Raw genomic sequence first — 11,669 nt, forward strand, 5'->3', positions numbered from 1 at the left:
GGAGGCGGTCTACGTCCAGGAGGACTACCGAGCGGGGCTCGAGGCGGACCCAGCCTCGGGAGGCGAAGTCGGCCAGGGCCTTGTTGACGGTTTCGCGGGAGGCGCCGACCAGTTGGGCCAGCTCCTCCTGGGTGAGGTCGTGGTGGACGTGGACGCCGTCGTCGGCGGTGCGGCCGAAGCGGCTGGCCAGGTCCAGCAGGGCCTTGGCGACGCGGCCGGGGACGTCGGAGAAGACCAGGTCGGCGACGACGTCGGAGACCTTGCGGAGGCGGGAGGCGAGCTGCAGGAGCAGGCCGCGGGCCACCTCGGGGCGGCCGGCCAGCCAGCGCAGGAGCTCGTCGTGGGTCAGGGACATCATCGACGCGTCGGTGACGGCGGTGACGGTGGACGAGCGCGGTCCGGGGTCGAACAGCGACAGTTCGCCGAACATCTGGCCCGGGCCGAGGACGGCGAGCAGGTTCTCCCGGCCGTCGGCGGAGGTGCGGCCGAGCTTGACCTTGCCCTCGACGACGATGAACAGCCGGTCCCCGGAGTCGCCCTCGTGGAACAGCACCTGGCCACGGCGCAGCCGGCTTTCCGTCATCGACGCGGCCAGCGCGTCGGCTGCCTCGTCGTCGAGCTGACTGAACAGCGGCGCCTGCTTGATCACTGTGGCATCCACTTTGGGGCCTCCTAGGACCTTCGACCACGACTACGGACGGGGGATCACCCCACCCGGCGAGATGAGCGTATCCACCCGCTCGCCCCAAAACCGTAGCCCCTCCAGTGTCGGCCCCGCCACGTAGGCTGGCCTGCATGCCATCCCAGCGTGTCGCGGAAGCCGTCGTACACCCCGTCCCCGGGGCGTTGGAGACGGTGACGCTGAAGCTTCCCCGCAAGGCCCCGGTGTTCGCCGGGGAGACGTCCAGCCAGCTCGTCCGGCGGGCCCGGAAGATGCACAAAGTGCTCACCGAGACGTACCCGGACGCGCACTGTGAGCTCGATTTCACGACTCCGCTCGAGTTGCTGGTGGCCACCATCCTGTCGGCCCAGACCACCGACGTGATGGTCAACAAGGTCACCCCGACGCTCTTCGCGAAGTATCCGACGGCCCAGGCGATGGCCGAGGCCGACCGCGAGGAGATGGAGGCGATCCTGAAGCCGACCGGTTTCTTCCGCGCGAAGACGAACAGTGTGATGAAGCTCGGCCAGGTCCTCGTCGACGAGTACGACGGGGTCGTCCCAGGCAAGCTCGAGGAGCTGGTGAAGCTCCCCGGCACCGGCCGCAAGACGGCCAATGTCGTCCTCGGCAACGCCTTCAACGTCCCCGGGATCACCGTCGACACGCACTTCGGCCGGCTGGTCCGCCGGTTCGGCTGGACCGAGGAGGAGGACCCGGTCAAGGTCGAGCACCTGATCGGCGCCCTCTTCCCGAAGAAGGACTGGACGATGCTCTCGCACCGGCTGATCTTCCACGGCCGCCGCCGCTGCCACGCCAAGAAGCCCGCCTGCGGCGCCTGCCCGGTCGCCCAGTGGTGCCCGTCGTACGGTGCCGGCCCGACCGACTACGAGTCCGCCGCGAAGCTGGTGAAGGTCCCGGCCGCGTGAGGCACCTGCTGGCGGCCGCCGTCCTGCTCACGGTTCTGGCCAGCTGTGGACAAGGGCAAGGAGCCGGTACGCCGGGCGCCCAGCCGACCGCGGTTGCCGGAGCCGACAAGCTGGTTGCCTGCCCACCGACCGAGTCCCGGCCGCCGGTCAGCAACGGCCTGCCCGACATCACGCTGCCCTGTCTCGGCAGCGGACCGGATGTCCGGCTGGCCGATTTGCGCGGCCCGCTGGTGATCAACGTGTGGGCGCAATGGTGTCCGCCGTGCCGCGACGAAGCGCCGTACCTGGCGGAGTTGCAGAAGAAGGCGGCGGGCAAACTGCAGATCCTCGGGATCGACTATGCCGACCCGCGTCCCGAGCTCGCGGTGAAGTTCGCGCGCGACCGCGAGCTCAACTTCCCCCATCTGGTGGACTCCGAGAAGTTGGTGCGCAAGACGTTCAAGGTCGGCGGCCCACCGGTCACGGTGTTCGTCGACAAGGACGGCAAGTTCACCCTGCACAACGGCGTGCTGACCTCGCAGGAGCAGCTGGAGCAATTGGTGCGGGAGCGGCTGGGGGTCGAGCTGTGACGTTCGACGACGTACAGATCCCGGACTGGCTGCATCCGCTCGCGAAGGCCTCCGCGGACGTCGACCCGAACGTCCTGTCCCGCTTCCTGCCGCCCGACGACCCGTCGGTGCGGAGCTCGGCCGTCCTGATCCTGCTTGCCGAGGGCAACGACGGTCCCGAGGTGCTGCTCACCGAGCGGTCCTGGACGATGCGCAAACACGCCGGCCAGATCGCCTTCCCGGGCGGTGGCGTCGATCCGGAGGACGGTACCGGCGAGACCGGGTTGATCCGGACCGCGCTGCGCGAGGCCTGGGAGGAAACCGGGCTGGATCCGGCCGGCGTCGTACCGTTCGCGATCTGGCCCGCGCTCTGGGTTCCGGTCAGCAACTTCGGCGTGTCGCCGGTGCTGGCCTGGTGGCGGACGCCGTCCCCGGTGGCTGTGGTGGATCCGGCCGAGGTGGCCTCGGTGCTCACGGTCCCGGTGCAGACGCTGGCCGACCCCGCGCTGCGGGTCACCTGCCGGCACCCGTCCGGGTTCACCGGGCCGGCGTTCCTGGTCGGCGACCTGTTCGTCTGGGGATTTACCGCCGGGCTGCTGGACAAATTGCTGATGCTCGGCGGCTGGGCGCGCGACTGGGACCCCTCGAACGTCGTACCTTTACCCGACCGACTGGTGGAGGCGGCCTGGCGGAGCGAGGGCCGCCGGTCGGAGGACGTGCGGCGGATGACCGCCATCGAGCACGACCTCGGCCGGACGGACGGGAACGATCCGGAGGACGTGGAGTGAGCAACCTCGACTGGGCACTGGTGGTCGTCACCCTGCTGGTGGCGATCTCGGGGTACATCGAAGGATTCGTGCTGGGTGCGTGTGCCACCCTCGGGCTGCTCGGCGGCGCCGCGATCGGCGTCTGGGGCGTACCGCGGGTGCTGGACAACTTCTCGCCGAGTGTCTCGGTGTCGTTCGCCGCGCTGGTCCTGGTGGTGATCCTGGCCTCGATCGGCCGGACGGTCGGCGCCATAGTCGGGTCCAAACTGCGCAACAAGATCTCCTGGAAGCCGGTCAAGGCGGTCGACGCGCTCGGCGGGGCCGTGCTGGCTGCCGCCTCGGTGCTGATCGTTTCCTGGGTGCTCGGCGTCGCCGTGAGCGGTGCGCGGATCCCCAGCGTCACGTCCGCGGTCCGTGGTTCCGAGGTGCTGGCCAAGGTCGACCAGGTGCTGCCGGCCGGTGCCGACAAGGCGCTGCAGGCCTTCAACGACGTGGTGAACACCGACCTGTTCCCGCGCTTCCTCGACCCCTTCGTGCCCGAGCGGATCCGCGACACCCAGCCGCCGGACAGCGCGATCGCCCGGCAGCCGGCGGTTCGCCAGGCGTACAGCCGGATCGCCAAGGTCACCGGCGTGGCCAACTGCTCACGCGGTCTGGAGGGCAGCGGTTTCGTCTACGCCCCGCAACGCGTGATGACGAACGCACACGTCGTCGCCGGCGTCAGCGCACCGCAGGTCGAGGTGAACGGCAAGTCCTACGAGGCGAACGTCGTACTGTTCGATCCCGAGGTCGATATCGCCGTCCTGTACGTGCCGAAGCTCGAGATCAAGCCGCTGCAGTTCGACTTCACCGCGAAGGCCGACGACCCGGCCGTCGTCCTCGGCTACCCGGAGAACGGTCCCTTCGACTCCGAGCCGGCCCGGATCCGCTCCGAGGAGCGGCTGCGCGGCCCCGACATCTACGGCGACCGCACGGTCACCCGGCAGGCCTTCTCGATCTGGGCCTCGGTCCGCCCGGGCAACTCCGGCGGCCCGTTGCTGTCCTCGAAGGGCACCGTGTACGGCGTGGTCTTCGCGGCCTCGGTCGAGGACAACCGCACCGGCTACGTGCTGACCGCCGAGCAGGTCTCCGACGACGCCCGCGAGGGTTCGACCGCGACTCAAGAGGTTTCCACAAAAACCTGCACCTGAGGTGCAGCAGATCCGCCCTGCCGCCGCGTTCGAGGAGTGTGACGGCAACCATGGACGGAACGGTGACGTACGACGAGCTGGTGCGCGCGACCGAGCGTCGGCTGATCCGCCTCGGCCTGATGCTGACCGGGAACCTGCACAGCGCCGAGGACCTGGTGCAGACCGTGCTCGCCCGGGCACACCGGCGCTGGGACCGGATCAGCGGCCTGGACCATCCCGAGGCCTACCTGCGGACGATGGTGGTCAACGAGTTCCTGAGTTGGCGCCGGATCCTCAAGAACCGTGAGGTCCCACTCGCCGACCCGGTCGACAGACCGTCCGACGAGGACATCGGCTCGCGCCAGGCAATGAAGGATGCGACCTGGCAGCTGTTGACGACGCTGCCGCGCCAGCAGCGCGCCGTACTGGTGCTCCGGTACTACGAAGATCTGTCCGACGACGAGATCGCCACCATCCTCGGTGTTGCCACCGGCACGGTCCGGTCGAACGCGTCCCGAGCCCTGGCCAACCTGCGTGACCACCTGTCGACCGAGGAGGAAGACTGAGATGCCCAAACTCACCGACGAACAGCTCGGCGACCTCCTCCGGGAGACCTTCACCGACCATGCCGACGATCTCAAGAGCTTGCCGGAGGCAACCAAGCGCCGGCGGATCGCGCCCGCCCTGGTCGCAGCGGCCGCCGTCGTCACCGTCCTGGCGGGCACCGTCATGAACGGCAGCATCAACACCGCCCAGCGGCCCGCACCCACCGCGCCGCCACCAGCCGCGGCGCGGACCGTGAGCGAGGACGCACAGATCTGGAGCACCGTCGCCTCGATGGTCATCCAGGCGAAGGCACCCCAGCGAGGTGTCGCGCTGGCCGCTGCCGATGTGGAGATCTCCGAGGTCCAGCGGAACGACATCGCCGAAGCCGTTGGTCAGGGCAACAAGGTCAGCTGGGTGCAGCTCCAGCCGCGCCACGCGTCGCCGCAGAAGACGACGGCCTACGAGAGCTGCCTGAAGCTCGACATACCGATCGTCTTCCTCGGCAAGGTGGTCGGGAAGGGCCGCGACCGAGAGGTTCGGGCCGGCGTTTCCGAGGGCTGCGGCTACAAGGAGTCCGCGCTCTACCGGCTCGAGAAGCAGGGCAACACCTGGATGGTCGAGAGCGTTTCCAACGTCACGCAGTCGATCCCGCAAGGGCGTTGAGCCAGTCCAGGAGTTGGGTGTTGAACAGCTCGGGGGTCTCTTCGTGGGGGAAGTGACCGGCGGGGGTGATCAGTTCGTGCCGCAGCGGCGCCGTCACGAGGTGGGGCGGCGTCGTTGCGGTGGGGGAGACAGCCGGGTCCTGCGCTCCGTTGATCTGCAGCACCGGTACGGCGACCGGCGTACGCATGCGGGCCGAATACTTCCGGCCGTCCGGGCGGAACCGGGATCGGGCGAACCAGCGGTGATACTCCAACGCACAATGCGGTGCCGGCCACACCTGCAGCGCCGCCCGATACCGCCGCGACGCCTCCGCATCAGGGAACGAGCCACCCGGGGCCGCCCAGTCACGCAACAGTTGCTCGATATGTACGCCGTCCTGCGCGAGCAACCGTCGTTCGGGCAGCACGGGGAGCTGGAACCACGCCGTACGGGCTAGTGCACGCCGTTGCCCGGATCGCGCCAGCAGCAACGGATGTGGGGCCGACACGGCCGCTAGCGCGCGGACCTGACGCGGTGCCAGTACGGCGGCCGACCAGCCGATGAAGCCACCCCAGCCGTGGCCGACGACGACCGCATCGGTCGCGCCGAGCGAGCGGATCACGCCGGAGACATCAGCGGCCGCGGTGTAGGGGTCGTAACCCCGAGGTGTCTTGTCACTGGCGCCGTACCCACGCAGGTCCATCGCGACCGCGCGATAGCCGGCGGCCGCGACGACCGGGAGCTGATGCCGCCAGGCCCACCAGAACTCCGGGAACCCGTGCAGGAAGAGCACGAGCGGATCATCGGCCGCTCCGCACTCGGCGACGTGGAACCGTGCCCCGTTGGCCGCGACCAGCGAGTGCGACCAAGGCCCGTCGACCAGCAGGTCGACGACACCCGCCGGGCTCAGTCGCCCTTGCCGATCGCCTTGAGCACCTCGACCGACTCCTTCGAGGTCTCGATCGCCCGCTCCGGGCCCTTCGCCTTGCCGAGCGCGCGCTTGCCGAGCAGCACCAGCACGGCCGCGATCAGCAGGTAGACCACAGCGGCGGCGACGAACGCCAGCGCCGGGTGCAGGCCGATCGCCACGAAGGCGTAGCCCAGCGCGACGGACAGCAGGACGATCGCGAGCAACCCCAGGAAGGCCGCTCCAGCGAACATCCCGGCGCCGGTCCCGGCCGCGACCGCGGTCTTCTTGAGCTCGGTCTTGGCCAGCTCGACCTCGCTGCGGACCAGGTCGGACAGATCCTTGCTGGCCTTGGCGACCAGCTGACCGACCGTGGGCTCGTCCCCGCTCATGGTGCTCCTTCCGTGCGTCCGTGCCCCGACACTACCGGTAGTCAGTCGGCGTACACACGATTGCGGCGGAACAACAGGACCGAGGCGAGAAGGGCAGCCAGCACGGACGCAATCAGTACGGCGGCCTTCGCCCGCTCGACCTGCGCGATGTCGCCGGCGAACGCCAGCTGGGCGATCAGCAGCGACACGGTGAATCCGATCCCGGCCAGCACCGACACCGCGCCGACGTCACGCCAGGCGAGGTCGGAGTTGAGCTCGGCCCGGGTGAACCGTGCAGTCAGCCAGGACCCGCCGAACACGCCGATCGCCTTGCCGATCACCAGACCCGCGGCGATCCCGATCGCCACCGGGTCGGTCACCAGCTGTCGCATCGTGTCGCTGCTCAAGGTCACCCCGGCCGCGAACAACGCGAACACCGGTACGGCGACGCCCGCGGACCACGGCCGCAGCCGGTGCTCGATCCGCTCCGCGGGCGCATGCTCCTCACCCTTGTCCGCGACCACGCGGGTGACGAGTCCGAGCGCGACACCGGCGATGGTCGCGTGGATCCCGGACTCGTGCATGAACCACCACGCCCCGAGCGCGACCGGCACGTACAGGAACGGCGTACGGATTCGGTAGCGCTGGGCAACGAACCAGACCGCGATCAGGGCGATCGCGAGCAGGAGCGGAACCAGGTGGAAACCGTGCGAGAAGAACACCGCGATCACCAGGATCGCGCCGAAGTCGTCGACGACCGCCAGGGTGAGCAGGAACGCGCGCAGCGCACTCGGGAGGGACGAGCCGACGATCGCGAGCACCGCCAGCGCGAACGCGATATCCGTTGCCGTGGGCACCGCCCAACCCTCGGGTCGGCCGTCCTTGAGGTTCACCGCCACGTAGATGATTGCCGGAAGCACCATTCCGGCGATCGCCGCGACCACCGGTACGACGGCCTCGCTGAGCCGCGACAGCGACCCGACCACGAGTTCCCGCTTGAGCTCGACGCCGGCCAGGTAGAAGAACAACGTGAGCGCGCCGTCCGAGGCCCAGGACTCGACCGTCAGCGGTCCCAGCTGGAGGTCGCGGAGATGGTGATAGCCGCCCTGCCAGGGCGAGTTCGCCCAGATCAGCGCGACGACCGCGGCGGCGAGCAGCAGCATGCCGCCGGTCGTCTCGGCGCGCAGCGTCTCGGCGACGTAGGCTCGCTCGCGGCCGAGGATGCGGGGAAACGCCTGCCGGCGTGGCTGGGTGTGCTGGGGCTGGCTCATCGGGGTCGGCCCTTCGTTTTCGGGATCACGTCAACGCTTGCCGACCAGGCTTCCCGGCACACCTGTCGCGACCCGTCGGGCGGCGACTCGTACGCCGTCATTCTATCGTGTCGCAGTTGCCGACGGTCACCGATTACGGCAGGGTTGGGCGCGGTGCGCCGGGAAGTCTGGTCGGCAGACCCGAGTCCCTTCAGGGTTCGGGACGCTCATCACTGCCCGGAGGCCGCATGCACATCGCCCGTCAGAGCCCTGTGAGAGAACTCACGGTACGGCGCGCGCCCGGCGTACGCTGCAAGGGTGCACGGAGAGCAGATGGCCGAGGAGTACCCGACTGTCGGGCTGGACGACGACGCCCTGGACGCGGCGAGACTGCTGGCCGGCCGGCGCCTGCCGGGGTTGATCGTGACCGGTCCGGACGGTTGCCCGTACGCCGTGCTGCCGGCCTCGCAGGTGGTTCGTTTCCTGGTGCCGAGCTACGTCCAGGACGACCCGTCACTGGCCCGGGTGATCGACGAGCCGCTGGCCGACCGGGTCGCGGACAAGCTGGCCGGAATGACCGTGCGCAAGCTGTTGCCGGACGAGCCGCGGGAGATCCCGGTCGTCAACGCCGACGACACGGTTCTCGAGATCGCTGCCCTGATGGCCCGGCTGCGCTGCCCGCTGGTCGCCGTCGTACGCGATCGTCAGATCCTCGGGGCGATCACCGCCTCCCGCTTGCTCGAGTTGGCGCTCACTCCGCACTGACCCGCGGCGAGCCGCGATGACGATCATCGCGGTCGCGGTCTTCGTGATCGCCTACGTCCTGATCGCGACCGAGTGGACGCACAAACTCCTGGCCGCGCTCGGTGGTGCCGCCGTCCTGCTCGCGCTCGGCGTCACGGATTCCGAGCACGCGTTCTACTCGGCCGAGACCGGTGTCGACTGGAACGTCATCTTCCTGCTGTTCGGGATGATGGCGATCGTCGGCGTGCTGCGCCGTACCGGCGTCTTCGAGTACGTCGCGATCTGGGCGGCCAAGCGGGCCGGCGGCTCGCCGTTGCGGGTGATGATCCTGCTGACGCTGATCACCGCGACGGCCTCGGCGTTCCTCGACAACGTGACCACGGTGCTGCTGATCGCGCCGGTCACGCTGCTGGTCTGCGACCGGCTCGGCGTCGACCCGATCCCGTTCCTGATCGCCGAGGTGATGGCCTCGAACATCGGTGGTGCGGCGACCCTGATCGGTGACCCGCCGAACATCATCATCGCCAGCCGCTCGGGCCTGTCGTTCAACGACTTCCTGGTGCACATGGCGCCACTGGTGGTGATCGAGATGGTGGTGTTCACCCTCGTCCTGCCGCGGTTGTTCAAAGGATCGTTCACCGCCGACCCGGATCGGGTCGCGAGTGTGCTGCGGCTGAACGAGCGCGAGGCGATCGAGGACCGCGGGCTGCTGATCAAGTGTGGCGCCGTACTGCTGCTCGTCTTCGTGGGTTTCGTCAGCCATTCGTTCCTGCACCTCGAGCCGGCGGTGGTGGCACTGCTCGGCGCCGGGGTGCTGGTGCTGATCTCGAAGGTGCCGACACGGGATTACATGGCCGCGGTCGAGTGGCAGACCCTGTTGTTCTTCGCGGGTTTGTTCATCATGGTCGGAGCACTGGTGAAGACGGGCGTGGTCGCCGACCTGGCCAAGCAGGTGGGCGCGGTGACCGAAGGCCACGTGCTGCTGACCGTCATGCTGATCCTGGTCGTGTCCGCGGTGCTCTCCGGCGTCATCGACAACATCCCGTACGTCGCGACGATGAGCCCGGTGGTTCTCGAACTGACCCGATCGGTCGCCGACCCGGCCCAGGCGCAGGCCTTCTGGTGGGCGCTCGCGATCGGCGCCGACTTCGGCGGTAACGCGACCGCGGTCGGCGCGAGTGCGAACGTCGTCGTGATCGGTCTGGCACTGCGCGCCGGGCACCCGATCAGCTTCTGGGCGTTCACCCGTAAGGGCGTGGTGATCACCGCGATCACGATCGCCGTCGCCGCGCCGTACCTGTGGTTGCGCTACTTCGCCTTCAGCTGAGCCAGACCTGCGGGTCCGGTCCCTTCGGCACGATTCCGGTGGGGTTGATGGTCGTGTGTGTGACGTAGTAATGCCGCTTGATCTGCTCGAAGTCGACCGTCTCCCCGAAGCCTTCGCGCTGGTAGAGCCGGCGCGCATACGCCCACAGGTTGGGGAACTCGGTCAGCTTGTTCCGGTTGCACTTGAAGTGCCCGTGGTACACCGCATCGAACCGCACCAACGTGGTGAACAGCCTGACATCGACCTCGCTGAGCGTGTCGCCGACCAGGTAGTCGCGGTCCTGCAGCCGCTCCTCAAGTACGTCGAGCCGCGCGAACAGAGCGTCGTACGCCGCCTCGTACGCCTCCTGACTGGTTGCGAATCCGCAGCGGTAGACGCCGTTGTTCACATCGCGATAGATCTCGTCGATCAGCTGATCCATCTCGGCGCGATCTGGGGGGATCAACTGGGGCGCGCCTGCCGCGTGGTGGTCGACCCACTCGGTCGAGAGGTCCAGCGTGATCTGCGGGTAGTCGTTGGTGACGACCAGCCCGGTCACGGTGTCGACGATCGCGGGCACAGTCACACGTCCGTCGTACGACGGGTCGGTGCGCAGGTAGGCCTCGGACAGGTACTGGATGCCGAGGACCGGATCCCGGTCGTCCGGGTCGAGCGTGAACCGCCAGCCCTTCTCGTCGCGGACCGGGTCGACGACGGCCAGGCTGATCGCATCCTCGAGCCCGAGCAGCCGCCGTACGATGACTGATCGGTGTGCCCACGGACAGGCCAGGCTGACGACCAGCCGGTACCGCCCGGGCTCGACCGGCCAGCGGCCCTCCGCGTCCGGGCCCTCACCAGGTGACGAGGTGGAGGCTTGGCTGATCCGGTCGGTGAACCGGTTGCCCTGCCGCTTCCACTCGCCGTTCGATCCACTTTCGTTCACGAACTGTGCGCGACGCATAACGTTAAAACTACCCTGACTCGTCACTGGCCGTGAGTCGGTGGCAGCGGTTACAGTCGGGCTGACATTGGTCCACTGCGACAGCGCCGTCGCGGTGGTTCTGCAAGCACCCGATCGATCGGCACGACGTTCGCGGTCAGCGCCCCCGGCAACCGGTTTGCCGGCCAGAATTCCAGGGATACTGAGCTCATGGCCCGCCCACGGAACAACCCCGGCGACCTCGCCGATCTCCCCACGGAGCTGCGGCCCGACCGGCCCAAGGGTGACCAGATTCGCGAGATCCTGGAGAACCTCACCCGCTCGCTCGCCGTCGGTACGGTGCTCCCCTCGGAGCGCGTCCTGGCCGAGCGCTTCGGCGTGGCCCGGATGACAGTGCGCCAGGAGGTCGACCGCGTGGTCGCCGAAGGCCTGGCCGCCCGCCGCCCCGGCGGCGGCACCTTCGTCGCCGAGCCGCGCCCCTCCCGGATGCTCGCCTCCTCCTTCAGCCAGGACATGGTCGCCCGCGGCATCACCCCAGGCGCCAAGGTCCTCGAGCACCGCGTAGCCGCCGCCGAGGACGCCCTGGCCCGCGAGCTCGAAGAGCCCCTCGGCACCCCCGTCCTGCACCTCGTCCGCCTCCGCACCGCCGACGGCGAGCCCATGGCCATCGAGCGCACAGCCCTCTCGCTGCGCCGCTACCCCGGCCTGGAAGACGTCGACCTGGCCCAGAACTCCCTCTACGGCATCCTCGCCGAACGCTGGGGCGTAGCCCTGGGCATGGTCTCCGCCTCCATAGTCGCCGCCCCACCCGAAGGCGACGACGCCGAGCTCCTCGAGATCTGTCTCTTATACACAGCTGACGCTGCCGACGAATAGCCTTGTGTAGATCTCG

14 protein-coding genes are annotated in these 11,669 nt (G+C 68.9%); 9 read left to right on the plus strand and 5 right to left on the minus strand.

Going from position 1 to position 11,669, the window contains the following annotated elements; translation table 11 throughout:
* A partial coding sequence (locus E1261_RS37610) for a Crp/Fnr family transcriptional regulator (protein ID WP_132414518.1) occupies positions 1-661 on the minus strand: 661 nt, incomplete at its 3' end.
* A gap of 134 nt (positions 662-795) precedes the next feature.
* Here E1261_RS37610 and nth point away from each other — a divergent pair.
* The 6 genes from nth to E1261_RS37640 are packed head-to-tail and all read left to right on the plus strand — an operon-like array spanning position 796 to position 5,280.
* Complete coding sequence (gene nth, locus E1261_RS37615; protein ID WP_132414519.1) at positions 796-1,587, plus strand: endonuclease III; 792 nt, start codon at positions 796-798, stop codon at positions 1,585-1,587.
* Positions 1,584-2,156: a TlpA family protein disulfide reductase gene (locus tag E1261_RS37620; RefSeq protein ID WP_238176674.1), complete on the plus strand. Its 573-nt coding sequence runs from the start codon at positions 1,584-1,586 to the stop codon at positions 2,154-2,156. Before nth ends, E1261_RS37620 begins: the two co-directional genes overlap by 4 nt.
* Entirely contained in the window at positions 2,153-2,923 is a 771-nt protein-coding gene (locus E1261_RS37625; protein WP_202875379.1) for an NUDIX hydrolase, read from the plus strand. Before E1261_RS37620 ends, E1261_RS37625 begins: the two co-directional genes overlap by 4 nt.
* Entirely contained in the window at positions 2,920-4,092 is a 1,173-nt protein-coding gene (locus E1261_RS37630; protein WP_132414520.1) for a MarP family serine protease, read from the plus strand. The genes E1261_RS37625 and E1261_RS37630 overlap by 4 nt, the downstream gene beginning before the upstream one ends.
* A 50-nt stretch (positions 4,093-4,142) precedes the next feature.
* Complete coding sequence (locus E1261_RS37635; RefSeq protein WP_132414521.1) at positions 4,143-4,637, plus strand: SigE family RNA polymerase sigma factor; 495 nt, start codon at positions 4,143-4,145, stop codon at positions 4,635-4,637.
* Position 4,638: 1 nt separating this feature from the next.
* Positions 4,639-5,280 carry a hypothetical protein gene (locus tag E1261_RS37640; RefSeq protein ID WP_132414522.1) on the plus strand — a complete coding sequence of 214 codons (642 nt, stop codon included), beginning with the start codon at positions 4,639-4,641 and terminating at the stop codon, positions 5,278-5,280.
* Here E1261_RS37640 and E1261_RS37645 read toward each other — a convergent pair.
* The 3 genes from E1261_RS37645 to nhaA form a co-directional block, all read right to left on the minus strand.
* Positions 5,252-6,052, minus strand: coding sequence for an alpha/beta fold hydrolase (locus E1261_RS37645; RefSeq protein WP_238176675.1), 801 nt, complete (start codon positions 6,050-6,052; stop codon positions 5,252-5,254). The genes E1261_RS37640 and E1261_RS37645 overlap by 29 nt on opposite strands.
* Positions 6,053-6,165: 113 nt before the next feature.
* Positions 6,166-6,558: a phage holin family protein gene (locus E1261_RS37650; RefSeq protein WP_132414524.1), complete on the minus strand. Its 393-nt coding sequence runs from the start codon at positions 6,556-6,558 to the stop codon at positions 6,166-6,168.
* A gap of 41 nt (positions 6,559-6,599) precedes the next feature.
* Positions 6,600-7,808, minus strand: coding sequence for a Na+/H+ antiporter NhaA (gene nhaA / locus E1261_RS37655; RefSeq protein ID WP_132414525.1), 1,209 nt, complete (start codon positions 7,806-7,808; stop codon positions 6,600-6,602).
* A 297-nt stretch (positions 7,809-8,105) separates the two neighbouring features.
* On the opposite strand from nhaA, the gene E1261_RS37660 reads away from it, so the two are divergent.
* Positions 8,106-8,552 carry a CBS domain-containing protein gene (locus E1261_RS37660; protein WP_132414526.1) on the plus strand — a complete coding sequence of 149 codons (447 nt, stop codon included), beginning with the start codon at positions 8,106-8,108 and terminating at the stop codon, positions 8,550-8,552.
* Positions 8,553-8,568: 16 nt separating this feature from the next.
* Complete coding sequence (locus tag E1261_RS37665; protein WP_132414527.1) at positions 8,569-9,858, plus strand: ArsB/NhaD family transporter; 1,290 nt, start codon at positions 8,569-8,571, stop codon at positions 9,856-9,858.
* On the opposite strand, the gene E1261_RS37670 is transcribed toward E1261_RS37665, so the two are convergent.
* Positions 9,851-10,798, minus strand: a complete 948-nt coding sequence (locus E1261_RS37670; protein ID WP_132414528.1) for a glutathione S-transferase family protein — start codon at positions 10,796-10,798, stop codon at positions 9,851-9,853. The two genes, E1261_RS37665 and E1261_RS37670, sit on opposite strands and share 8 nt — an antisense overlap.
* Before the next feature lie 189 nt (positions 10,799-10,987).
* Between E1261_RS37670 and E1261_RS37675 the strand changes: the two genes are divergently transcribed.
* Complete coding sequence (locus E1261_RS37675) at positions 10,988-11,653, plus strand: GntR family transcriptional regulator (protein WP_132414529.1); 666 nt, start codon at positions 10,988-10,990, stop codon at positions 11,651-11,653.
* Positions 11,654-11,669 lie beyond the last annotated feature (16 nt).

The organism is Kribbella albertanoniae, from assembly GCF_004348455.1.
Taxonomy (GTDB): Bacteria; Actinomycetota; Actinomycetes; order Propionibacteriales; family Kribbellaceae; genus Kribbella; species Kribbella albertanoniae.